The sequence below is a fragment of the Sphingomonas humi genome (genome assembly GCF_039536725.1).
In the GTDB taxonomy this organism is placed as follows: domain Bacteria; phylum Pseudomonadota; class Alphaproteobacteria; order Sphingomonadales; family Sphingomonadaceae; genus Sphingomicrobium; species Sphingomicrobium humi.
Map to the genome: position 1 here is coordinate 717851 of NZ_BAAAZD010000002.1, position 24614 is coordinate 742464.

21 protein-coding genes are annotated in these 24614 nt (G+C 66.9%); 19 read left to right on the plus strand and 2 right to left on the minus strand.

The annotated features are described in order from the left end of the window. Both ABD729_RS11420 and ABD729_RS11425 read right to left on the minus strand, forming a co-directional pair. Positions 1-1008 (minus strand): LacI family DNA-binding transcriptional regulator, encoded by a 1008-nt coding sequence (locus tag ABD729_RS11420; protein ID WP_344710374.1) that lies wholly within the window; start codon positions 1006-1008, stop codon positions 1-3. After that, on the minus strand, positions 1005-3041 hold the full coding sequence (locus ABD729_RS11425; RefSeq protein ID WP_344710376.1) for an alpha-glucosidase: 2037 nt from the start codon (positions 3039-3041) through the stop codon (positions 1005-1007). The genes ABD729_RS11420 and ABD729_RS11425 overlap by 4 nt, the downstream gene beginning before the upstream one ends. A gap of 90 nt (positions 3042-3131) precedes the next feature. Here ABD729_RS11425 and ABD729_RS11430 point away from each other — a divergent pair, with 90 nt between their 5' ends. The 19 genes from ABD729_RS11430 to ABD729_RS11520 all read left to right on the plus strand — a co-directional run bounded on the left by ABD729_RS11430 (position 3132) and on the right by ABD729_RS11520 (position 24538). Beyond that, positions 3132-5564 (plus strand): TonB-dependent receptor, encoded by a 2433-nt coding sequence (locus ABD729_RS11430; RefSeq protein WP_344710378.1) that lies wholly within the window; start codon positions 3132-3134, stop codon positions 5562-5564. A gap of 5 nt (positions 5565-5569) precedes the next feature. Continuing rightward, positions 5570-6868 (plus strand): MFS transporter, encoded by a 1299-nt coding sequence (locus ABD729_RS11435; RefSeq protein WP_344711430.1) that lies wholly within the window; start codon positions 5570-5572, stop codon positions 6866-6868. A gap of 34 nt (positions 6869-6902) precedes the next feature. Beyond that, positions 6903-8375 (plus strand): glycerol-3-phosphate dehydrogenase, encoded by a 1473-nt coding sequence (locus tag ABD729_RS11440; RefSeq protein WP_344710380.1) that lies wholly within the window; start codon positions 6903-6905, stop codon positions 8373-8375. Further along, a complete protein-coding gene (locus ABD729_RS11445; RefSeq protein WP_344710382.1) occupies positions 8372-8929 on the plus strand; it encodes an NADPH-dependent FMN reductase in 558 nt (185 codons plus the stop codon). The genes ABD729_RS11440 and ABD729_RS11445 overlap by 4 nt, the downstream gene beginning before the upstream one ends. Then, on the plus strand, positions 8926-9519 hold the full coding sequence (locus ABD729_RS11450; protein ID WP_344710384.1) for a 3,4-dihydroxy-2-butanone-4-phosphate synthase: 594 nt from the start codon (positions 8926-8928) through the stop codon (positions 9517-9519). The genes ABD729_RS11445 and ABD729_RS11450 overlap by 4 nt, the downstream gene beginning before the upstream one ends. Continuing rightward, a complete protein-coding gene (locus ABD729_RS11455; RefSeq protein WP_344710386.1) occupies positions 9506-10978 on the plus strand; it encodes an FGGY family carbohydrate kinase in 1473 nt (490 codons plus the stop codon). Before ABD729_RS11450 ends, ABD729_RS11455 begins: the two co-directional genes overlap by 14 nt. Further along, a complete protein-coding gene (locus tag ABD729_RS11460) occupies positions 10975-11982 on the plus strand; it encodes a YeiH family protein (protein WP_344710388.1) in 1008 nt (335 codons plus the stop codon). The genes ABD729_RS11455 and ABD729_RS11460 overlap by 4 nt, the downstream gene beginning before the upstream one ends. 211 nt (positions 11983-12193) lie before the next feature. After that, a complete protein-coding gene (clpX, locus tag ABD729_RS11465) occupies positions 12194-13462 on the plus strand; it encodes an ATP-dependent Clp protease ATP-binding subunit ClpX (protein ID WP_344710390.1) in 1269 nt (422 codons plus the stop codon). A gap of 247 nt (positions 13463-13709) precedes the next feature. Beyond that, positions 13710-15167 carry a signal recognition particle protein gene (gene ffh / locus ABD729_RS11470; protein ID WP_344710392.1) on the plus strand — a complete coding sequence of 486 codons (1458 nt, stop codon included), beginning with the start codon at positions 13710-13712 and terminating at the stop codon, positions 15165-15167. A 27-nt stretch (positions 15168-15194) separates the two neighbouring features. Continuing rightward, entirely contained in the window at positions 15195-15743 is a 549-nt protein-coding gene (rpsP, locus tag ABD729_RS11475) for a 30S ribosomal protein S16 (RefSeq protein ID WP_344710394.1), read from the plus strand. 89 nt (positions 15744-15832) lie between these two features. After that, entirely contained in the window at positions 15833-16315 is a 483-nt protein-coding gene (rimM, locus tag ABD729_RS11480) for a ribosome maturation factor RimM (protein ID WP_344710396.1), read from the plus strand. Between the two features lie 69 nt (positions 16316-16384). Further along, positions 16385-18733, plus strand: a complete 2349-nt coding sequence (locus ABD729_RS11485) for a chemotaxis protein CheA (protein ID WP_344710398.1) — start codon at positions 16385-16387, stop codon at positions 18731-18733. Position 18734: 1 nt separating this feature from the next. After that, a complete protein-coding gene (locus ABD729_RS11490; RefSeq protein ID WP_344710400.1) occupies positions 18735-19178 on the plus strand; it encodes a chemotaxis protein CheW in 444 nt (147 codons plus the stop codon). Between the two features lie 79 nt (positions 19179-19257). Continuing rightward, the gene (locus ABD729_RS11495; RefSeq protein WP_249504473.1) at positions 19258-19623 is read left to right on the plus strand and encodes a response regulator; all 366 of its coding nucleotides are present in this window, start codon (positions 19258-19260) and stop codon (positions 19621-19623) included. A gap of 11 nt (positions 19624-19634) precedes the next feature. Next, positions 19635-20732, plus strand: coding sequence for a chemotaxis protein CheB (locus tag ABD729_RS11500; protein WP_344710405.1), 1098 nt, complete (start codon positions 19635-19637; stop codon positions 20730-20732). Beyond that, entirely contained in the window at positions 20719-21555 is an 837-nt protein-coding gene (locus ABD729_RS11505) for a CheR family methyltransferase (protein WP_344710407.1), read from the plus strand. The genes ABD729_RS11500 and ABD729_RS11505 overlap by 14 nt, the downstream gene beginning before the upstream one ends. Positions 21556-21658: 103 nt before the next feature. Beyond that, entirely contained in the window at positions 21659-22291 is a 633-nt protein-coding gene (locus ABD729_RS11510) for an N-acetylmuramoyl-L-alanine amidase (protein WP_425564912.1), read from the plus strand. Between the two features lie 78 nt (positions 22292-22369). Continuing rightward, positions 22370-24049: an energy-dependent translational throttle protein EttA gene (ettA, locus tag ABD729_RS11515; RefSeq protein WP_344710411.1), complete on the plus strand. Its 1680-nt coding sequence runs from the start codon at positions 22370-22372 to the stop codon at positions 24047-24049. 90 nt (positions 24050-24139) lie between these two features. Then, positions 24140-24538 (plus strand): BLUF domain-containing protein, encoded by a 399-nt coding sequence (locus tag ABD729_RS11520; protein ID WP_344710413.1) that lies wholly within the window; start codon positions 24140-24142, stop codon positions 24536-24538. Positions 24539-24614 lie beyond the last annotated feature (76 nt).

Genomic DNA, 24614 nt, shown 5'->3' on the forward strand with positions numbered 1-24614 from the left:
TCACTCCTGATGGGCCCGCCGGACGGCCGAAGCGCGCTCGACGAGACGATGATCAAGCCGCCGGTGCGCAAATTCGCCCGACAGCAAAAGGCTGGTTGCCGTGCGCGCAAGGTCGAATACGGGCTGGTGGATGGTGGTCAGCGGCGGCCATACGGTCTGCGCCAGAGTGGTGTCATCGAAGCCAACGACGGAAAGCGCGTTGGGCAGCTCGATCCCGCGGGCATGGGCCACCGCCAGCACGCCCGCGGCCATGTCATCGTTGCTGGCGAAGATGGCGGTCGGCGGATGGACCGAATCAAGAAAGGTCCGCGCCGCCGCCTGCCCGCTCGCAAAGTCGAATTCGCCGTCGGCGACGAGCGCCGGGTCGTGGGCAATCCCGGCCCGGCTCAGCGCGCGGCGGTAGCCGGCCAGCCGTTCCTCCGACGCAAGGTGGTTGGGATGGCCCTTGATGAAGCCGATCCGGCGGTGCCCAAGATTGACGAGGTGGGTCGTCATGTCGTCGGCCGCCTGGACGTCGTCCATGTAGACCGAGCTCGATCGCGCGTGATTGGTGCCGGGGCTGATCCGCACGAACGGCACGTTCATGCTTTCGAGCGCGCGGAGGACCGGCTCGCAGTCGGTGACCGGAGAGGACAGGATCGCGCCGTCGATGCGGGTCTCGGCGATGAGGTCGCGGACCTCGTCCCCAACATTGGCTTCGGTGACGACGACAGGCTGGGCGACCAGCCGCACACCCTCGACATGGCAGCGCTCCCAGCAGCCGGTCAGCACCTGGTGCATGTAATAGGGACTGTGATTGTCGTAGATGAGCGCGATCTGATTGGACTTGGCGCCAGACAGGATGCGCGCCGCGATGCTCGGGCGGAAGTCGAGGCGCCGCATCGCCTCATCCACCCGCAACTTGGTGTCCGCGCGGACGTAGGGGTGTTCGTTCAGCACGCGGCTGACGGTCTTGATCGAGACCCCCGCCGCGGCGGCCACATCCTTGATGGTGGGCCGAATGCTCATCGCAGGATGTCCGGGATGGCGGCGAACAGTTCGGCGTGGGCGGAGCCATCGCGCACGAACAGCGGCGGGCGACCAAGCGGGGCGGGAACGTCGTGCCAGCCGGCCTCGACCATGCTGCCACTCCACAGGTCGCGCCATAGCTCGCCGCCGGGCACGTAGACGCGGCGTTCGACTGCATTCTCCTCGACCACCGGGGCGACCATCAGGTCGCGGCCGTAGAGATACTGGTCCTGGATTCCCGCGGTCTCGCGGTCGCCGGGGGCGTGGAGGAAAAGCGGCCGCTGCGCGGGCAGGCCGGTCGCCTGTGCCTCGTCACACAAGGTGCGGACGTAAGGGGCTAGGTGGCGGTGCACCCGGCTCCAGCGCGCGAAGCCGGCGAGCAGGTCCGGATTGCTGTCCACCTGCAGATTGTCGTCGGGCCGATTGCCCTCGTGGGTGCGGAAGACCGGCGAAAAAGCCGATAATTCGTACCAGCGGTGAAGCAATTCCTCGGTGCGGGTCTTGTGGCCGAGACTGGTATAGCCGCCGCAGTCGGAATGGCTGTAGGCATTGCCGACAAGGCCCGAGGACAGGGCCGCCGTAATGACGGTGTTGATCCCGTCATGCCGCGAGAAATCCACCGACTGGTCCCCGGCCCATAGCAGGGAGCAATGCGCCTGCACGCCCGAGAAGCCGGCACGCATGAAGAACAGGGCGTCGCCGGTGCGGCCACGGCTTGCCACGGCGCGGGCGTTGACCTCGGCCCACAGGACCGGCCAGCGATTATGCGCGGTCATCGGGTCTTCGCCGCTCGCCAGCCGGACGTCGGTTGGGAGATATTCGCCGAAATCGGCCATCCAGCCGTCGATGCCGATGTCGAGCATCTCCTTGCCGATCACCCGTTCCGCGAACCAGGCGGCGCTTTCGTCGCGCGTGAAATCGACCACGCCTGCGTCGAATTCTCCAAAATCGACCGCATAGGGGCTGTCGCTGTCCCGCTGCAGCGCAAGATGACCGCCCGCCGCGGCTTCGGCGAACAACGGTCCGTCGACGCACAGATAGGGGTTGGCATACGCCAAGAAGCGGATGCCCCGACTGTGCAGTTCGGCGATCCGCGCGGGTAGGTCGGGATAGCGGCTGTCGTTCTTCTGCCAGTCCCAGAACAAGCGCCGCCCGAAGCTGGTCTCGCGGATGCCGGCCCAGTCTTCGCACCACAGGCCGGACACGGCGACCCCGGCATCGACCATGCGGTCGAGGCGCTCGAAACTGTTCAGCCCGTCCTTGAGCCCGACGATCGCGCCACCGATCGCCCAGTCGGGGAGGGGAGGCTGCCGGCCAAAGCGGGTGGAGAGCTGGTCCACCAGGCCAGCGAGGGTCGGCGCGCGATGGACCTCGATCGCTGCTTCGCCTTGCCATATCTCGAACGCGGCACCGTCACCGGTGGCGTCGATGACCGAATAGCAGGCGGCGTCGAGGTGCAGCGCAACGCCTGCCGACCCGATCAGCGTGGGCTGCGGGTAATTGGTGGTCCAATAGTCGCCGCCAGCCAAGCCGGAGGCGTCCATCGCCTGGGTGTACGGATCGCTCTTGTCGCGGCCGACGCCGGGTTCGCTCGTCCAGATCGGAAAGCGGCGGCCGTTCAGCCGCAGATAGCTCATCTGCTCGCCGCCGCCGTAGAAATCCTGACCGGCAAGGCCGGCAAAGCGCAGGACGATCCGGTCGAGGCCTGACGACAGGGTCCGGACCTTCAAACGCCCGGCATTGCCCCCGCCCGCATCGATCGCGATCGACAGCAGGGGCGATTCGCCCTCACGGGTCGCCAGCATAACGCCGTCCGCCGTTCGCCAGGCGTGGCCAAGCGGCATCATTTCGGGCGAATCGTCGATGGCGAAGTTGCCGCGATACATTTCGATCGACGGATTACCGCGGCCGACCGCAGCCGCGCCGGGCCCCAAACGCAGCAGGAGAAACTCTCCGCTGACCAGCAGGATCTGATCGCCGTCACGCTCCCAGCGAAGCGCGACTTCCGGCGTGGATCGTTCGGATACGGCCATATGACAACGCTTGACATAAATGACCCTGAGGTTTCAACCTCTGATCCGTGAGACGCGTCGAGGAGTGGCGCGGAGGAGGAGGGGGGACCAATGTCCAAGGCGAAGTTTCTGATCGGCACCATGCTCGGCATGGGCCTGACAACCACGGCTGCGGCGCAACAGGCGCCTACGCCAGCCGCCAGCCAACCCGCGCAGACGACCACTGCCGAGGGTCCGTCCAATGCGACGAATCCCGCGACCGTGACCGACGTCAGCCCGGCCGACATCGTCGTCACCGCCCAGAAGCGGTCCGAGCGCCTGCAGGAAGTCCCGCTGGCAGTGTCGGTGGTCAGCGGCGCGGCCCTTTCGACCGCCTCGCGTCCCAGCATCGAGACCGCGACATTGCTGGTCCCGGCGCTGAACTTCCTCAAGTCGGGAACGACCCTCAACCAGACGATCTTCCTGCGCGGGGTCGGTACCGCCACCTTCTCGATCGCCGGTGAACCGAGCGTCTCGACGGTGGTCGACGGCGTCGTCTACGCCCGCTCGGGCGAAGCCTTCACCGATCTCGTCGATACCGATCAGATGGAAGTCCTGCGCGGGCCGCAGGGCACCCTGTTCGGCAAGAACGCGTCCGCCGGCGTCATCAACATCACCACCAAGCGCCCGACCGCTACCGCTGGCGGATCGGTCGAGGCCGGCTATTTCGAGGGTAACGAATTCCGCCTGCGCGGCACCGTCAACGTGCCGCTCGGCGACCAATTGCTGTCGCGCGTGACCGCCTTCTACGGCAAGTATGACGGCAACATCCGCAACGTGACGCTGGGCACCGACGTCAACGGCTACAAGCGCTGGGGTGTGCGCGGGCAATTGTTGTTCCAGCCGCGCGAAAGCACGGTCCGGCTGCTCGTGATCGGCGATTATTACAAGAACAACGACGATTGCTGCGCTGAAGTGATCGGCACCTACGCCCCGCTGACGGCGACGCTTGGCGGCACCAACCAGCTGACCGGTTTCTCCTCCACCAATCCCGTTTTCACGGTGCTTCCGACCCCCCTTGGCGACAAGACCCGGCAGGTCGCGCAGAACCTCGTCACCCGTACGCAGGAACGCGGCTGGGGCCTGTCGGCGCAGGTCGACGTCGATGTCGGCACCAACACGCTGACCAGCATCACCGCCTACCGTGACTGGAACAACACCGAAATCCGCGACGGCGATTTCCTGCCGCGGGCCTATGTCGGCTTCAACGAACTGCACGATCGCGGCCCGCAGCAGAGCACCACGCTCAGCCAGGAAATCCGCCTGACCAGCCCGGGCAACCAGTTCTTCACCTACGTGCTGGGCGGCTATTTCAGCCGCGCCAAGGCGGAACGCATCTTCAACCGCGAGGATATCGTGTGCACTGCGGCGGCCGGCGCACCGACCGGCGTGCTGATCCCGTGCGGCGGCCCGAACGCCACGCCGTCCACCTTCCCGGGCGCGACCGCGGACTTCGGATCGACCTTCACCAACGCCGCGGCGTTCGGCCAGGGCGTGGTCAATCTGACCGACGCCTTCCGGGTCGTCGTCGGCCTGCGCTACACCCACGACAAGCTGAGCGTCTTCCACAGCCGCAACACCCGACTTGCCGGTCCCGGCATCCAGGCGAGCTTCCCGGTCACCACGACCGGCACCGGCCAGCCCGCGACGCAGTTCCGCGCCAAGACGTCGGAAAGCAACGTGTCGGGCAAGGTCGCGGTCCAATATGACCTGACCAAGGACGTTATGGCCTATGCAAGCTACACCCGTGGCTACAAGGGGCCGGCCTACAACGTCTTCTTCAACCTCAATTCGACCGGCACCAACGTCATCGATCCGGAGACGGTGAACAGCTACGAGGCGGGCCTCAAGAACAGCCTGATGAACGGGCGCCTGGTCGTCAACCTCACGGCATTCTCGGCCAAGTACAAGAACTTCCAGGCCAACAACCCCGACGTGGTCGCCGGCGTGGTGGTGACCCGCTTCACCAACGCCGGTTCGGTCTCGACCAAGGGCGCCGAGCTCGACCTCAACTTCCAGCCGGTGCGTGACCTGACCTTCAGTGGCGGCCTTGCCTACACCAAGGCGCAGGTCGAAGCATTCCGTCTTCCGCCGGGCGCGCTGCCCTCGCAGGTCGTCCCGTCGGGCACCCGGCTTGGCTATGCGCCCAAGTGGAAGGGCTCGCTGTCGGCCGACTACCGAGTCCGTGACGTCGGACCCGTCGACATCTTCCTCGGCGCAAGCACCAGCACGCAGACCAAGCAGCTGGCGCAATTCTCGCCCGACCCGGTGGTCCGGAAGATCGCGACCATCCAGGGCTATTCGATCACCAATGCCACCATCGGCATCGGCGGCCACATGGACGAATGGCGGGTGACGCTGCTGGCCCGCAACCTGTTCGACAAGAGCTATGCGGCCGCCATCCAGAGCGGCGGTCCGGCGGGCGCCTACCGCTTCCAGATCCCGCGCGATGCCGATCGCTACATCGGCGTCACCGGCCGCTTCAACTTCGGCGGCGGGCGTTGAGCGAGGTGGGGACGGTGCAGCCGGGCGGACACGTACCGGCGGCGCCGTCCCCGCTCGCGCCCAGATTGCGCTGGGTGCTGTTCGGGATCCTCTGCCTCGCAGGGATCTCGAACGCGCTCGACCGGCAGATCATCTCCCTCCTCAAGACGGAGATGTCGGCAGACCTTGGCTGGAATGACGCCGATTACGGGCGCCTTGCGGCCTATTTCCAGTTTGCCGCGGCGGCGGCCTTCCTCGTGACCGGATGGCTGGTCGACAAGCTCGGGGTCAAATGGGGCAACGTCATCGGCGTCGCCGCATGGAGCATTGCCGCGGCAGCGCATGGATGGGCGACCGCGGCCTGGCATTTCGTCGCCTGCCGGATCGGCCTTGGCGCGACCGAGGCGATGGGCACACCGCTAACCATCAAGACGGTTGCCGCCATCTTCCCTGCGAACGAGCGATCGCTCGCCATCGGGCTTCAGACCCTGATCGCTGCGGTCGGCCTCGTGTCGATGCCGTTCCTGATCCCCTGGATGGCAGGGCTGGTCGGCTGGCGCGGGGCGTTCATCGTGGCTGGCGCGTCGGGCATCGTGATCATCGCCCTGTGGCTGCTCGCGACCCGCGGGGTTCGCTTCGACGATGGCGCGGAACTGCCGCGGATCGATTTCGCGGACGACGGCCAGCCCTATGGAGCGATCCTCGCCGAGCGCCGGACCTGGGCGATCGCCATCGCCAAATTGCTGTCGGACGCCACCTGGTGGCTGTTCCTTTACTGGCTGCCGGACTTCTACCGGCGCGAATTCGGCCTGTCTGGCTCCAGCCTCGCCGCGGCCATGGCGATCGCCTACTTCGGTTCGGGCGGCGGCGCGTTCCTGTGGGGCTGGCTCTCGACCCGGCTGCTCGAGCGGGGGTGGAGCGTCGACAAGGTGCGCAAGCGGGTCATGCTCATCTCCGCGCTGATCGTCACCCCGGTGCCGCTGGTGCTGAATGTCGACAGCTTCGTCGTGGTCGCCTTCATGATGGCGATCGTGCTCGCCGGGCACCAGGGCTTCTCGCTCAGCCTGTTCTCGGTGATCACCGACGTGGTCCCGCGCGGCAAGGTCGGGCGGGTCACCGCCTTTGGCGCCTTTGCCGGCAACCTCGGCGGCGCGGCCATCGCATGGATCGCGGGCATCGTCCTGACGGCAGGTTACGGCTACCTGCCCTTGTTCCTGTTCGCGGCAAGCTCCTATCTGCTGGCCTTTGCCTGCATCTCGCTGCTGATCCCCCGGATCGAGCGGGTCGAAGGCGCCGGCGGCAAGTCCCCGCTGCCGCTTCACTGACGCCTGACAACGAAGGACAGGCCTGGCGATCGACGTGACTGAACCGCACGGACCCTATGACCTTGCCGTGATCGGAGGAGGCATCAACGGCGCCGGGATCGCCTTCGATGCGGCGGGGCGCGGCGCGCGCGTCCTGCTGCTCGAGAAAGGCGACCTCGCGTCGGGCACGTCGAGCGCATCGACCAAGCTGATCCATGGCGGTCTTCGCTACCTCGAACATTATGAGTTCGCGCTGGTTCGCGAGGCGCTGAAGGAACGCGAAACGCTGTGGCGCATGGCACCGCACGCCATTCGCCCGCTTCGCCTCGTGCTTCCGGTCAGCGGCGGCCAGCGCCCGGCCTTGCTGCTTCGGGCCGGGCTGTTCCTCTACGACCATATGGGTGGCCGGCGCCTGCTTCCGGCAACCTCGACCATCCGGCTCGGCACGCATCCGGCTGGCGCCGCGCTGCAGAAAGGCGGGCTGGCTTTCGAATATAGCGACGGCTGGGCGGACGATTCCCGGCTGGTCGTGCTGAACGCGCGCGGCGCGGCGGAGCGCGGAGCAACTGTCCTTACCCGTCACCCGCTGACCAGTGCCGTGCGCGGCGGGGATCACTGGCAGCTGACGGCCGGCGGCAAGCAGTTCAGTGCCCGCGCGCTCGTCAATGCCGCCGGTCCCGGCGTGAACAGCGTTATCGAGGCGGCGGCCGCACCCGCCCTCCCGCCGCTCCGGCTGGTGCGGGGATCGCACATCGTCGTCGACCGCCTGTTCGACCATGACTTCGGATACTTCCTCCAGATCGGCGACGGACGCATCTTCTTCGCGCTTCCGTTCGAGGAGGATTTCACCCTCATCGGCACCACCGATGTCGACCACAAATCCGGCGACCCGATAGCGGCGAGCGAGGCGGAAATCGATTATCTGATCGACGCCGCCAATGGCTGGTTCAGGCGCAAGCTCGACCGCGCCGACGTTCGCCACAGTTTCAGCGGTGTCCGCCCCCTGGTGGCGGCCGCCAACGGCAAGCCCGAAGAAGCTAGCCGCGGCTATCGCTTCGATCTTTCTCCCCACGACCTCGGCGCACCCTTGCTGACGGTGCTTGGCGGCAAGCTCACTTCCTATCGCCAGCTCGGCGAAAAGGCGCTCGACCTGCTCGCCTCCCGACTGCCGGGGCTCGGCCCGGCGTGGACCGCGCAGGCAAGCCTTCCAGGCGGCGATTTTCCGGTCGACGGAGCGGCCGCGCTGGCCGACAGGCTTGGCGCCGACTATCCCTTCCTCGACCGCGCCGAGGCGCTGCGGATCGTCCGTGCCTATGGCACCGATGCGTGGCGCTGGCTTGGCGAGGCCCGGACGCGCGGCGATCTCGGGCGCGATTATGGCGCCGGATTGAGCGAGGCCGAAGTGAACTGGATGCGACAACAGGAGTGGGCGATGAGTGCGGACGACATTCTCTGGCGGAGATCGAAGCTCGGCCTCCGGCTCGGCCCCGACGCCGTCCGCCAGCTGTCCGGGAATCTCGGCGCATGAGCCTCAAGATCGTCGCCCTTGGCGGGACCATGCGTCCCGGCAGCAGCACCGAACGCGCCCTTGCGGTGGCCTGCGCGGCTGCCCGTGACGAAGGCGCCGAGGTGATCGTGTTCGATGGGACCTACATCTCCCACCTCCCGCATTACCGCGGTCCCGACTGGACCCCCGACAAGGCCTCCGAGCTGGTCGAGGCGGTGCGCGGGGCGGACGGCATCCTCATCGCCACGCCCGGCTATCATGGCACCGTGTCGGGTATGGTGAAGAACGCGATCGATTATTTCGAGGAGCTCGCCAACGATGCGCGGCCCTATCTCGATGGACGCCCGGTGGGCCTCATCGTTACCGCCTTCGGTCATCAGGCGGCCAACAGCGGGATGACGACCATGCGGACGATCGCCCATGCCCTGCGTGGCTGGCCGACCCCGTTCGGCGCCGCGGTAAAGGTCGCTGCCGACAGCTTCCACGACAATGGCGCCTGCCTCGATCCAGCCGTCCAGGGGCAGCTCGAACTGGTCGGCCGCCAGGTCGCGCAGGCCGCGGGGCGGCTCGGATGAGCAACCTCAAGGCGCACCTTGCCGCGGGCGGTCTCATCATCCTTGCCGGCGATGCGCTGCGCGGCGGGGACCTCGACCTGGCCGCCGCCGCCAGCTGCATCACGCCCGACACCATCGCCTTCATGGCCCGCCATGGCCGCGGCCTCATCTGCCTCGGGCTCAGCGCCAGCCGCGCCGAGGCGCTTGGCATCGAACCCCAGCAGAGCGAGGCGCACAGCGGCAGCGGCCGCCCGTTCGGGCGCTCGATCGAGGCCGCCAGCGGCGTGACGACGGGTATCAGCGCGGCGGACCGTGCGCGCACCATCTCCGTCGCGGTCGATCCGGCCAGCCAGCCCGAGGACCTCGTCTCGCCGGGGCACATCTTCCCGCTGATCGCCAACGACGCCGGCCCGCGCGCGCGGCTCTCCACGCTCGAGGCGGGGCTCGCCATCATGGACAAGCTCGGTTTTGGCGAAGGGGTCGTGCTGTGCGCCATGCTCCGCGACGATGGCGGCATGGCCCGCCTCAGCGAGGTTCGCAGCTGGGCGGACAGCGAGAACATCCCGGTGATCGACATCGCCGAGTGGGTGGAAGCCAATGTCCCGGCCTGACGAACGGCTGATCCTCGTTCTCGACGAGGGGACGAGTTCGACCCGCGCCGTCCTCTACACGGCGGAGGGCGAGCAATGCGGCACCTGCGCGCAGCCGCTCGACCAGCATTATCCCGGCCCCGGCCTCGTCGAACATGACGCAGCGGAAATCTGGACCAAGACCCTCGCCTGCGCCCGTGAGATGGTCACCAAGGCCGGCGGTCCCGAACGGATCGCTGCGATCGGCATCACCAACCAGCGCGAGACGGTGGTCGCGTGGGACAAGCAGAGCGGGGAACCGCTCGCCCGCGCCATCGTCTGGCAGGACCGCCGCACCGCGGACAGCTGCGAAGCGCTCCGCCAGGCGGGCCACGAGCCGATTGTCCAGCGCGAGACCGGGCTTCTCCTCGATCCCTATTTCTCCGCGACCAAGATGGCGTGGCTGCTGGAACATGCTCCCGCGGTGCGCGGGGCAGGGGACCGGCTGGCGTTCGGAACGGTCGACAGCTGGCTGACCTGGAAGCTTTCGGGCAAGCACATCAGCGATGTCACCAACGCCAGCCGGACCCTCCTCCTTCCTCTCGAGGGAAAGGACTGGAGCGACGACCTCCTCTCACTGTTCGGCGTTCCCCGCCAAGCCCTGCCGCGGATCGTCGGCAATGCGGGTCCGCTGGCGGTCACCCACGCGGACCTGTTCGGCGCACCGATCCCCATCAGCGGAATGATCGGCGACCAGCAGTCGGCGACCGTCGGACAAGGCTGCTTCGCCTTCGGGCAGACCAAGCTGACGCTCGGCACCGGCGCCTTCGTCCTCACCAACGTCGGCACCTTGGCACCGACCAGCCCGGGCAAGCTGCTTGGCACCATCCTCTGCGAAGTGGCCGGGACGCGCCATTATGCGCTGGAGGGCGCGATCTTCGTCGCCGGCAGCCTGATCCAGTGGCTCCGCGACAATCTTGGCCTGCTCCGCTCCGCCGACGAGACCGAGGCGCTGGCCCGGTCGGTGGACGACAATGGCGGCGTCACCCTGCTCCCGGCGCTGGCGGGGCTGGGCGCGCCTTACTGGAAGCCGCATGCCACCGCGTCCATTTCGGGACTAAGCTTCTCCTCGACCCGGGCGCATGTGGCCCGCGCCGCGCTCGAGGCGGTCAGCCACCAGCTGGTCGATCTAGCCGCGGCCTTTGCCGGCGCCGGTGCCGAATGGCACAAATTGCGGATCGACGGGGGCATGGCGGTGAACGACTGGCTGGCGCAGGATCTTGCCGATATGACCCGCGTCGAAGTGACCCGCCCCGCCGACATCGAAACCACGGCCCGCGGCGCCGCCTTGCTTGCGGCGGTGGGGGCGGGGATCCATCCGGACCTCAATACCGCCGCCGCGGCGATGATCGGGGAGGGGGTCCGCTTTACCCCCCGCGATCTCGGTTCCGAGCGCGCTTCCCGGCTTGCGGCGTGGCGCACCGCGCTTGACGCATTTTGAACCCGCTCAAGCTACTCCCCGGTGTCCTGCTCTCGGTCCTGGTCGCTCTCGCGGCCAGTCTCCTTGGCGATGCCGAAGCCGCCCTGTTCGGCCGGCCCTGGCTGGAGCCCCTGGTGCTTGCGATCCTGCTGGGCATGGTGGTCGGTAATGCCGTGAAGCTGCCCGACAGCGCTGAGCCCGGCATCCAGTTCTCCGCCAAGACCGTCCTCGACATTGCCGTTGCCCTCCTTGGGGCGACACTGAGCTGGTCGGCGGTGCGCGCGCTTGGCGGGGAGCTGTTCCTGATCATCGTGCTGGTCGTCATGGCCGCACTTGGCCTCGTATTCCTGATCGGCCGCGCGCTCGGCCTCGGCCCCCGGCTCGCCATGCTGATCGCCGCGGGCAATGCGATCTGCGGCAACAGCGCGATTGCCGCGGTCGCCCCGATCATCGGTGCCAAGCGCGAAGAGGTCGCGGCCGCCATTGCGCTGACCGCCCTGATCGGCGTGGTCACGGTGATCGTGCTTCCGTTCGCGGTCTTCGGCTTTGGCCAGGACTTGCCCGATTACGCCGTCCTGACCGGCCTCACCGTCTACGCGGTGCCGCAGGTCGTCGCCGCTGCCGCGCCGTTCGGGACGGCGGCGATCGCACTTGCCACGCTGGTGAAATTATCGCGCGTGGTGATGCTCGGACCGCTCACCCTGCTTCTTGCGCTGCTCGCCCCGCGGTTCGCGGAAGAAGGCACGCCCGGCGCCGGGTCGGGCCGCGCGAAGCTCTACCTCCCCTGGTTCATCATCGCTTTCGCGCTCCTTGCGGCAGCACGCACCACCGGCTGGATTTCGGGCGATCTGGCCGCGACGCTTGGCACCATCTCCAAGCAGCTTTCGACCGTCGCCATGGCCGCGCTCGGGCTTGGCGTTCGTTTCTCCAGCCTGCGCAAGGCCGCGCCCAAGGTCGCGCTGACCAGCGCGCTCGCCGCCGCCCTGATGCTCGTTCTCGCCGCTTTGTCGCTGCTGCTGGTCTGACCAAGGACCCGGCAAAAACGCCCAAGCTGTTGACAGGGAAGCCGTTCGCGGCGCCAAGGCCTTGCTCCACCGTGGCACGAACGCCATATTCACGACAGAACATCGCTCCGGCAACGCAACGCGTTAAGCGTTCGGAGAGTTTGTATACGGCACATAAGCGGGCTAGGCTGCCCGTCCGGGTGCTTCGGTGCCCGGCGACACAAGGACGAATATGACCAAGCTTTCCGGCGGCGACGGCAAGAGCACGCTTTACTGCAGCTTCTGCGGCAAGTCGCAGCACGAGGTCCGCAAGCTGATCGCCGGACCCACCGTCTTCATCTGCGACGAATGCGTCGAGCTGTGCAACGACATCATCCGCGAGGAGAGCAAGTCCGCGCTGGTGAAGACCCGCGACGGCGTTCCGACGCCGAGCGAGATCTGCAAGGTGCTCGACGATTATGTGATCGGCCAGAACCGCGCCAAGCGCGTCCTGTCGGTCGCGGTCCACAACCATTACAAGCGTCTCAACCACGGCTCCAAGAGCGGCGCCGAGGTCGAGCTCGCCAAGTCGAACATCCTGCTGATCGGGCCGACCGGCTGCGGCAAGACCCTGCTCGCGCAGACGCTCGCCCGCATCCTCGACGTGCCGTTCACCATGGCCGACGCGACGACCCTGACCGAAGCCGGTTACGTGGGCGAGGATGTCGAGAACATCATCCTCAAGCTGCTCCAGGCTTCCGACTACAATGTCGAAAAGGCACAGCGCGGGATCGTTTACATCGACGAAATCGACAAGATCAGCCGCAAGTCGGACAATCCATCGATCACCCGCGACGTGTCGGGCGAGGGCGTCCAGCAGGCATTGCTGAAGCTGATGGAAGGCACCACCGCCTCCGTCCCGCCGCAGGGCGGGCGCAAGCATCCGCAGCAGGAGTTCCTCCAGGTCGACACGACCAACATCCTGTTCATCTGCGGCGGCGCCTTTGCCGGCCTCGACAAGATCATCGCCGACCGCCTCCAGGGTAAGTCGATCGGCTTTGGTGCCCATGTCGCGGCACCGGAAGATCGCCGCACGGGTGAAGTGCTGAAGAGCACCGAGCCTGAGGATCTGCTCAAGTTCGGCCTCATCCCCGAATTCATCGGCCGTCTGCCGGTCATCGCCACGCTCGAGGACCTTGACGAAACGGCGCTGGTCAAGATCTTGATCGAGCCGAAGAACGCGCTGGTGAAGCAATATGCCAAGCTGTTCGACATGGAAGATGTCGAGCTGGCCTTCTCGGACGAAGCGCTGAGCGCGGTCGCCCGCAAGGCGATCGAGCGCAAGACCGGTGCCCGCGGGCTCCGTTCCATCCTCGAATCCATCCTGCTCGACACCATGTTCGACCTCCCCGGCATGGACGGGGTCGACAAGGTGCATGTCGACAAGGACGTGGTCGACGGCCGCAAGGAACCCGTCCGCGTCTACGCCAACCGCGACAAGCAGGACGACGCGGCCGCTTAGGGCCATGGTCCGGATAGCTCGTTTGTCCTGAGCGTAGCGCGAAACGCATAGTCGAAGGGCCGATTGTCCTTCGACGACGCTCAGGACTTAACGAGGTGGCGAGTTGCCATTTCGTCTCCCGTCGGCTAAGCGCCGCCCCGTCATTCGTGACATTCATCGATGAGCGCCTTTCGGGGCACGCTGGCCGGCGAGGTTTCGCCCGCCGGCGCGTTATTGTTTTGCGCCTGTCGATACCGGAGTTGATTGCATGTTCGAGACCCTGAGCGACCGCCTCGGCGGCGTGTTCGACAAGCTTCGCGGCCGCGGCGCCCTCACCGAGGACGACGTCCGCTCGGCCATGCGTGAAGTGCGCGTGGCGCTGCTCGAAGCCGACGTCGCGCTGCCGGTCGCCCGCGATTTCGTCGATACGGTCACCAGCCGCGCGGTCGGCCAGGAAGTGCTCCGCTCGGTCACTCCGGGCCAGCAGGTCGTCAAGATCGTCAACGACGCGCTGGTCGAGATGCTCGGCGCCGACAGCAGCGAGCTCGAACTCGCCGTCGCGCCGCCCGCGATCATCATGATGGTCGGCCTGCAGGGCTCGGGTAAGACCACCTCGACCGCCAAGCTCGCCAAGCGCCTCTCCGAAAAAGAGCGCAAGAAGGTCCTGATGGCCTCGCTCGACGTCGCCCGTCCGGCGGCGCAGGAGCAGCTTGCGGTGCTCGGCCGTCAGGCCAGCGTCGACACGCTTCCGATCGTGCCCGGCCAGTCGCCCGTCGACATTGCCCGCCGCGCGCTGCAGTCGGCCAAGCTGCAGGGCTATGACGTCCTGCTGCTCGACACCGCCGGCCGTCTCCACGTCGACGACGCGTTGATGGGCGAGATGAAGGCGGTGGCCGAGGTCAGCCGCCCGGCCGAGACACTGCTGGTGGTCGACAGCCTCACCGGTCAGGACGCGGTCAACGTCGCCAAGGGCTTCTCCGACCAGATCACGCTCACCGGCGTCATCCTGACCCGCATGGACGGCGACGCCCGCGGCGGTGCGGCGCTGTCGATGCGCGCGGTCACCGGCAAGCCGATCAAGTTCGCCGGCACCGGCGAAGGCCTCGACGCGATCGAGCCTTTCCACCCCAGCCGCGTCGCCGGCCGCATCCTCGGCATGGGCGACGTCGTCAGCCTGGTCGAGCGCGCGGCCGAGACGATCAAGGTCGAGGACGCCGAAAAGCTCGCGGCCAAGATGGCCAAGGGCAAGTTCGACCTCGACGATCTTCGCATGCAGCTTGCCCAGATGCAGCGCATGGGCGGGCTCGGCGCGCTTGCCGGCATGATGCCGGGCCTCAAGGGCATGAAGGGCGCGATGGAAAAGGCGCAGGATGGCAAGGCGCTGGTCCACCTCGAAGCCATGCTGTCGTCGATGACCGCGACCGAGCGGGCCAAGCCGGGCCTCATCAACGCCAAGCGCAAGATCCGCATCGCCAAGGGCAGCGGCCGCACCGTGCAGGACGTCAACAAGCTCCTGAAGATGCATCAGGAAATGGAAGGCGCGATGAAGCGCCTCAAGAAGATGGGCGGCCTCGGCAAGCTCGCGGCGATGTTCGGCAAGGGTGGCCTCGAAGGCGCCATGGGCGGTCTTCTGCCCGGTGCCGGAGCGCCCGGGCTTCCCGGCCTGCCGGGTGGGTCGAGCCCATTCGGCCTGCCGCCCGGCGGCCAGAATTTCGGCAAGAAATAACAACGACTTCAAAGAAGGACTGAACAAATGGCAGTAGCAATTCGCCTCGCTCGTGGTGGCTCCAAGAAGCGCCCTTATTACCGCGTCGTCGTCGCCGACAGCCGCAACGCCCGTGACGGCCGCTTCATCGAGAAGGTCGGCACCTACAACCCGCTGCTGGCAAAGGATTCGCCCGAGCGCGTGAAGCTCGACGCCGACCGCATCTCGCATTGGCTGAGCGTCGGCGCGCAGCCGACCGACCGCGTTGCCCGCTTCCTCGATGCCGCTGGCCTCAAGGAGCGCACCGCGCGCAGCAACCCGAACAAGGGCAAGCCGGGCGAGAAGGCCACCGAGCGCGCCGAAGAGCGTGCGACCAAGGCTGCTGAAGCCGCCGAGGCCGCTGCCGCCGCCGCCGCCGCTCCGGCCCCGGCCGAAGAGCCCGCCGCCGAGGAAGCACCGGCCGCCGAAGCCGCCGCTGAAGAGGCTCCCGCCGCTGAAGCTCCGGCCGAGGAAGTCAGCGCTCCGACCCAGCCCGAGCCGGCCGAAGGCAGCGATGACGCCGCTCCGGCCGAAGGCGCCGAGAAGGCCGAAGGCTAAGCCAAGGTCCCTCGACTTCGCTCGGGATGAACGGTGGTTCGGTTTACTCCGCCTCCGTTCGTGTCGAGCGAAGTCGAGACACTTTGCTGATGACCACCCGCATCACCCTTGCCGCCATCGCCGGCGCCCACGGCGTGCGCGGCGAAGTGCGCCTCAAGCTTTTCACCGACAGCCTGGCGAGCCTGTCGGGCCATGACCGGGTGCTGGTGGACGGCACTCCCCGCCGCCTGCTGAATGTCGGTGGCACCCCCAAAAGCCCGACCGCGCGCATCGAAGGCGTCGCCGACCGCTCGGCCGCCGAGGCCCTCCGCGGCACTCTGATCGAGGTTGAACGTGACGCCTTGCCGCCACTCGACGAGGGCGAATATTATCATTCCGACCTGATCGGTCTCGACTGCGTCGCGCAGGACGGCACGCCCATCGGCTCCGTGGTCGCGGTCGAGAATTTCGGGGCAGGGGACCTCCTCGAAATCGAGGTGCAGGGCGGCAAGAAGTCGCTCATCCCGTTCAAACCCGGCATTGCCGACCTGGCGGACGGACGCATCCTGCTCGACCCCGCCTTCCTCGCCTGAGGCACACTAACGGCCCCTTAACCCTCACCGGCTAACCCGACCTTCCGTCAAAGCACGCGAAGTAGGGCCATGGACGATCTGATTGCCGATTTCGTCTCCGAATGCCGGGACATGCTCGAAAGTCTCGGCGGTGAGATCGTCGCCTGGGAAGCCGCGCCGCATGATCGTGCGCGCCTCGACAGCATTTTCCGCTTCGTCCACACGGTGAAGGGCAATTGCGGCTTTTTCGACTTTCCGCGCCTTGAAGCGCTCAGCCATGCGGCCGAAGACGCCCTGGCCGACGTCCGCGCCGGGCGCCGGCAGCCCGATCCGGCGCTGGTCAGTGCCGTCCTCGCGGTCATCGACCGCATCGGAGAGATGGTCGAGGTCATCGCCGCCGGATCCGCCATTCCCGACGGCGACGACAGCGACCTCATCGAAGCCTTGAAGCCCGGCGCCGAACAGGCCGCTCCGGCTGCTCCCGTTGCGGCGGCCAACCCGGCTGCGCCGCAAGGACCGGCCGCCCCGCGCACGATCCGCCTTTCGGTCGACCTTCTCGACCGCATGATGAGCGGCGTGTCCGACCTCGTGCTTGCCCGCAACGAACTCGCACGCCGCCTGCGTGACAGCAGCACTGACGTCGCGATCGACAGCGCCTTTGAACGGATGAGCGGCATCATCGCCGAGATGCGTGATGCGATCACCCGGACGCGGATGCAGCGGATCGAAAGCCTGTTCGTCGGCCTGCCGCGCATGGTCCGCGACCTGTCCGCCGAACTTGGCCGACAGGTGCTGATCGACATCGACGGCGGCGACGTCGAACTCGACCGCGAGATGATCGAGATGATCCGCGATCCGCTGACCCACATCGTCAGGAACGCGGTCGACCACGGGATCGAGCCGCCCGCCGACCGTCTGAAAGCCGGCAAGCGCGAAATCGGCCTGCTCAGCGTCTCGGCGCGCCAGTCGGGCAATCAGATCCTGATCGACATCGTCGACGACGGTCGCGGGATCGATGGCAAGCGCCTGGTCGACAAGGCGCTTGCCGCCGGAATCCTCGACAAGGCGGAGGCGGCCCGCCTGTCGCCCAAGGAGCAGCTTCAGCTCATCTTCGAAGCCGGCCTGTCGACCGCGGCCGCCGTCACCAGCATTTCGGGCCGCGGCGTCGGCATGGACGTCGTCCGCTCCAACGTCGAACGGATCGGCGGCGTCGTCGAGGTTGAATCGAAGCCGGGGCAGGGGACGCGGATGACGCTTCGCGTGCCGCTGACGCTGACCATCATTCCGGCGCTCACCGTCTCCATCGGCAATCAGCATTTCGCCATTCCCCGGGTCGCGATCGAGGAGATTGTCCGGGTCCGCGGCGACAGCGTGCAACTGTCCGAAGTCGGCGGCGCAGGCCTTGTCACCATCCGCGGCCGCCGGGTGCCCAAGATCGTACTCGCCGACCTGCTCGGCCTCGACAGCCAGCTTCCCACCAACGAGCGAACGCTGATCGTCCTCAAGCCCGCCGGCGGTGACGTCTATGCGCTGAGCGTCGACCGCGTTCACGATCACGAGGAACTGGTCGTGAAACCCGCCGCCCCCGCGGTCATGGCGACCGGCCTCTATGCCGGAACGACACTTGCCGACGACGGCTCGCCCATCCTGCTGTTCGATCCCGCGGGCCTCGCCCGTGTCGGCGGCGTCCGCTTCGAAGCGCAGGAACGCAGCGTGCGCCTGCTCGACGAAGTGGCCGCGGTCGCCGCTGAGGAAGCGACGCCGGTCCTGCTGTTCCGCGATTGTGCCGGCGCCCGCCGCGCGATCCGCCTTGGCGTGGTCGACCGGATCGAGGAAGTGCGCGGCAGCGCCATCTCGCTCTCTGCCGGCCGCGTGCGGGTCCAGCTCGGCGACGATATCCTGCCGCTCGAAGGCCTTGGCGAGCTTCCCGCGCCCGACACCAAGATTCGCCTGTTCCGCTTGAATGACGGGCAGGTGCAGCTAGGCCTCGCGTTCAGTGACGTCATCGACCTCGACGCCATCGCCGACCAGATCATTCCGTCCGAAGTCCCCGGCCTGGTCGAAGGCGTGACCTTGGTCGCAGGCGAACCGGCCGAACTGATCGACGCCCACTGGCTGTTTGCCGGTGCCAGCCGGATGACCGGCGCACCTTCCGCCGCGCCGCCGGTCTGCCGCCTCGATCTTCAGGATCCGTGGGTTCGCAACATGCTGCGTCCGATCGTCGAGGCCGCCGGCTACCGCGTCGTCGCTGCCGAGGCCGATACCGAGGCCGATCTCGCCATCGCCTGGGCCGGCTCCGCCGCGGCGCCCGCCAGCCGCCGGACCCTGTTCCTCAGCGCGGATGCCGATGGCGTCGCCAACGAGAACCATATCTACCGCTATGACCGCGCCGGCCTGCTGGTCGCGCTGCGCGACGCGGCTGCCGGAAAGGGACGCTGAGATGAACGAACTGCTGCTCGTGGTCCGCATCGCCGGCCAGCGCGTCGCGCTTCCGGCCGCCCGCATCGAAAGCGTGGTCGAGCTCGACACGCTGATCCCCGTTCCGCGCGCCGCGGACCATGTCGCCGGCCTGTCCGCGCTGCGCAGCCGGGTCCTGACGGTCATCTGCTGCCGCCGCTCGCTTGGCCTTCCCCAGGCCCACCTTGGCAATGCGGTTCGCGAAGCCGCCGTGACCGAGGTCGACGGCCACCATTACGCGCTGATCGTCGACGGCGTCGAAGACGTGCTCGAAGCGATCAGCGACGCGGCCCCCGTCCGCGCCACCATGGGCGACGGATGGGAGCGCGTTTCCTCCGGGATGGTCGAAACCGAGGAAGGCGCACTGCTGCTGGTCGATGTCGAGGCGCTGGTCGCCGGCCCTGACGTCACCCGCCAGGCCGCGTGAGAGCCTTTCTTAACGCTTGCCAGCCTATCACCCGATCATAGCCCTAGTCAGTCAGGACCCGAGCACGGTGCAAAGCCCCATGAAGACCTGCCTTATCGTCGATGATTCCAAGGTCATCCGGAAGGTTGCCCGCCACATCCTCGAAACGCTCGAATTCAGCGTCGAGGAAGCCGGCGACGGCCGCGAAGCGCTGGAGCGGTGCGAGGCATCGATGCCCGACGTCGTCCTGCTCGACTGGAACATGCCGGTGATGAGCGGGATGGAGTTTCTCAAGCTCCTCCGCCAGCGCGGCCATGCCGACCAGCCCAAGGTCGTCTTCTGCACCACCGAAAACGACATGGCCCACATCCGCGCCGCGCTCGAAGCCGGGGCGGACGAATATGTGATGAAGCCGTTCGACCGCGAAACGCTGCACATCAAGCTCCAGCTCGTCGGCGTCGCCTGAGGCCCTGATCCATGGCTCCGGCGCTCGCCCGTCGATCAGCGGAAGAGCCGTCCCAGCGACGCAACATCCGGCTGATGATCGTCGATGATTCGATGGTCGCGCGTGCCGTGCTCAGCCGGATGGTCGAGGTCGGCGGCGGGATCGAGATCAGCGCGGTCGCCGGAACCGCCGAAGACGCGGTCGAAGCGCTCGCCCATGTCTCGGTCGACGTCATCCTGCTCGATCTGGAAATGCCGGGGGCAGGGGGCCTCAGCAAGCTGCCCGAGATCATCGCCGCCGCCCGCGGTGCGCGCGTGCTGGTCTGCTCGAGCCTTGCCGAGGAAGGCGCCGCGGCGACCGTCCGGGCCCTTGCCCAAGGCGCTGCCGACACCTTGCTCAAGCCCGGTACCGGCAGGCTGCAGGGCCGCTTCGCCGACATCCTCACCGCCAAGATCCGCGCGCTTGGACCGCTTGAACGAGATGCCGTCAGGTCCCGTTCGGCAAGCAGCGCCGCGCCACTCCGGGCAATGGGCGTCGAAGACCTGTCGCTGCTCGCCATCGGCGCTTCGACCGGCGGCATCCATTCGCTCGGCCGCTTCTTCGCTGACCTCCCGCGCAAGATCGGCGTTCCGATCCTTGTCACCCAGCACCTTCCGGTGCCCTTCATGGACGTCTTCGCGCGGCAGCTCTCCTCTGCCGCCTATCGGCCTGCGCGCATCGCTACCGAGGGCGCTCCCCTTGTCCCCGACGAAGTGCTGATCGCTCCGGGCGACGCGCATCTGACGGTCGAGGGCGGGCGCAGCGGCGCACTTCGGGTCCGCCTGCTCCGTGGCCGCGCTGCAAGCGGATGCCTCCCGAGCGTCGATCCGATGCTCGCCTCGATCGCCGCACTCGACCTTCCCGGCGCCGTTGCCGTCATCCTGTCCGGTATGGGCCGTGACGGTGTGGACGGGGCCGGGCATCTCGTCGCTGCGGGCGGCGCGGTGCTGGTGCAGGACGAAGCCACCAGTGCGGTCTGGGGAATGCCCCGCGCCGTTGCCGACGCCGGGCTGGCCGCCGCCATCCTGCCCCCTGAAAAGCTTGCCCGCCGTGTTGCGTCGAGGATCGGCCAGTTTCATGCAAATCAGTGATTCCAGCTCGCGCATTCTTGCCGGCATGCTTGAAGCGAGGACCGGCCAGCAACTGACCATGAGCCGGCGCTGGCGGCTCGAAACCGCACTGTCTCAGCTTCTTCGCGAGCGCGGAATCGGAAGCATCGACGAACTCATCACCATCCTGGTGATGGGCCGCGAGCCCAGTCTCTCGACCCGCGTGGTGGAGGCCCTGTTGAACAACGAAACCTATTTCTTCCGTGACCGCCTGCCGTTCGATCTGGTCAAGACCGCCGCGCTTCCCGAATTGCGCAATCGCCGGGCGGGCAGCCGCACCCTGCGCATCTGGTCCGCCGGCTGTTCGGCGGGACAAGAAGTCTACAGCCTCGCCATGCTGTTCGCCGAAGATCCGGCAAGCTGGGCAGGCTGGAACATCGATATCCTTGGCACCGATGTCAGCGAGGGCATGGTCGAACGCGCGCGGTCGGGAACCTATACCCAGTTCGAAGTCCAGCGCGGCCTCGGCATCCAGCAGATGATCCGCTGGTTCGAGGAGCAGCCGGGCGGCTGGCGCGCCGCCGAGGTGCTGCGCCGGCAGGTCCGCTTCCAGGTCCACAATCTCCTCGAAGCGCCGCCCCACCCGGGACGGTTCGACCTCATCCTGTGTCGCAACGTCCTTCTTTATCTCAATGAAAACATGCGGCGACGCGCCTTTGAACGACTGTCCAGCGCGCTTGCCCCAGACGGCTGGCTGATGCTCGGGGCAGGGGAGACGGTGATCGGCCAGGCGCCAAGCCTCGAAGCCGACCGCGAGATGCGCGGGCTTTATCGCCACAGGGACCAGGCGGTGAAGGCCGCCTGATCCTTAAGGCTTGACCTTCCGCCCGTCCGCCTGTCCCATGGCGCGCGTGGACGCCGTTTTTCGCCCATCGCCCAACCATGACGAGCGCGCCGCGCCCGTCTCGATGATCGTGCTCCATTATACGGGCATGCCGACCTGCGAGGGCGCACTCGACCGCCTCTGCTCGCCCGAAGCCAAGGTGTCCTGCCATTATCTGATCGACGAAGACGGCACCCTCTACAGCCTCGTGCCCGAGGAACGCCGCGCCTGGCACGCCGGCAAAAGCTACTGGCGCGGCATCCGCGACGTGAACAGCGCCAGCGTCGGCATCGAGATCGTCAATCCCGGGCACGAATTCGGCTATCGCCCCTTCCCGGACGAGCAGATCGCAACACTCATCCCGCTCGTCACCCACATCAAGGATCGCCACGGCATCGGCCGCGGCAACGTGGTCGGCCATTCCGACATCGCGCCGACCCGCAAGGAAGATCCGGGCGAGCTGTTCCCGTGGGACGCGCTGGCCAAGCGCCGGCTCGCCTTGCCCAGCCCGACCCGCAACCTCATCGACCCTTACTGGTCTGACGCCGCCTTCCTCCTTGCGCTTGAACGGTTCGGCTATGACGTCAGCGACAGCTGGAAGGCCGTGATTGCCTTTCAGCGCCGCTTCCGGCCCGACCGGGTGGACGGCATCATCGACGGCGAGTGCCGCGCCAAGCTGCTCGCCCTGCTTCTGCCGCGGCCGCAGGGCGAACCCTGACCCGCTAGGCAAAGCCCGCGCGACCGACTATCTGGCGCGCAACCCCATACCGCTAAGAACACAAGGATCCGCGACCCCATGGCCGCTCAATATGCCTTCGTGATGAAGAACCTCACGAAGACCTTCCCCGGCGCCAACAAGCCGACGCTGAACAACATCAACCTGCAATTCTACCAGGGTGCCAAGATCGGCATCGTCGGTCCGAACGGAGCGGGTAAGTCGACCCTGATCAAGATCATGGCCGGGCTCGACAAGGAGTACACCGGCGAGGCCTGGCCGGGCGAGAACATCACCATCGGCTACCTCGAGCAGGAGCCCGAGCTCGACGCCTCCAAGACGGTGCTCGAGAACGTCAAGGACGGCGCGCGCGAAGTCGCGGACATGGTCGATCGCTTCAACGCCATCTCGGCCGAGATGGGCGATCCCAAGGACGACACCGATTTCGACGCGCTGATGGAGGAGATGGGCGATCTCCAGGGCAAGATCGACGCCGTCGACGGCTGGACGCTCGACAACCAGCTCGAGATCGCGATGGAAGCGCTCCGCTGCCCGCCGTCGGACAGCCCGGTTAGCGATCTGTCGGGTGGTGAAAAGCGTCGTGTCGCGCTGACCCGCCTGCTGATCCAGAAGCCCTCGATCCTGCTGCTCGACGAACCGACCAACCACCTCGACGCCGAAAGCGTCCAGTGGCTCGAAAACCACCTCAAGGAATATGCCGGCGCGGTGCTGATGATCACCCACGACCGCTACTTCCTCGACAATGTGGTGGAATGGATCCTCGAACTCGACCGCGGTTCCTACTATCCGTACGAAGGAAACTACTCCACCTACCTGGAAAAGAAGGCAAAACGCCTCGAACAGGAATCGCGTGAGGAAAGCGGCAAGCAAAAGGCGCTGCAGCGCGAACTCGAATGGATCCGGCAGACCCCCGCGGCCCGCCAGAGCAAGTCCAAGGCGCGTATCCGCAAGTTCGAACAGCTTCAGGACGCGCAGGACGATCGCCGCATCGGCAAGGCCCAGATCGTCATCCAGGTGCCCGAGCGCCTCGGCGGCAAGGTCATCGAGGTCGAGAATCTGACCAAGGCCTATGGCGACAAGCTGCTCTTCGAGAACTTGAGCTTCACCCTCCCGCCGGGCGGGATCGTCGGCGTGATCGGTCCGAATGGCGCGGGCAAGTCGACCCTGTTCAAGATGCTCACCGGCAAGGAACAGCCCGACAGCGGCACCGTCAGCGTCGGTGAGACCGTGCGCCTCGGTTATGTCGACCAGAGCCGCGACCATCTCGATCCCAAGAAGAACGTCTGGGAAGAGATCAGCGACGGGCTCGATTACATGAAGGTCAACGGCCAGGACGCCTCGACCCGTGCCTATGTCGGTGCCTTCAACTTCAAGGGTCCGGATCAGCAGAAGAACGTCGGCAAGCTGTCGGGCGGTGAGCGCAATCGCGTGCACATGGCCAAGATGCTGAAGCAGGGCGGCAACGTGCTGCTGCTCGACGAACCGACTAACGACCTCGACGTCGAGACTTTGGGCGCGCTTGAAGACGCGATCGAGAACTTCGCCGGCTGCGCCGTGGTCATCAGCCACGATCGCTTCTTTCTCGACCGCTTGGCGACCCACATCCTCGCGTTCGAAGGCAACAGCCATGTCGAATGGTTCGAAGGCAATTTCGAAGCCTATGAAGAAGACAAGCGTCGTCGCCTCGGCCCGGAAGCCGACCGCCCGACCCGGACTGCCTACAAGAAGCTGGCGCGCTGATCGCTGACCCCAGCCGCGTTTACCCGTCGTTAAATGATGCGAGGTAAACGCCGCTGCGGGTGGGGGCTTTTTGCGTAATGGAGCCCAGCAGTGGAACGCATCGTCTACATCAGTACCTGTCGCACCGATCCGGACCGCGACATGGTTCAGGACATCTTGCGCACGTCGCGGCGAAATAACCGACAGGACGATCTCACCGGGCTGCTGGTCGTAGGCGGCCGCCGCTTCCTGCAGGTGCTCGAAGGCCCCACGGCGGGGATCGACGCTGCTTACGAACGGATCAAGGCCGACCCACGGCATTTCGCGCTGGTCGAACTCAGCCGCAGGCCGGTCGCCGCGCGGGCCTTCGCCGGCTGGAACATGGGCTGCGAGCAGATCGACGGCGAGGACATGACCGGTCTTGTCGATCGCCTCACCGAGAAGCTCGGCGACGCGACCCTGCAGGCCCAGTTCCGCTCCTTTGTCGCGCTGCATCGGACCGCGGCCTGATCGTTGCAATGTAGGGTTTGCGCAGGCATCGTTTCCGCACGATGCCGCCCCTCTCACCTCGGTTGAATCCGTTCGC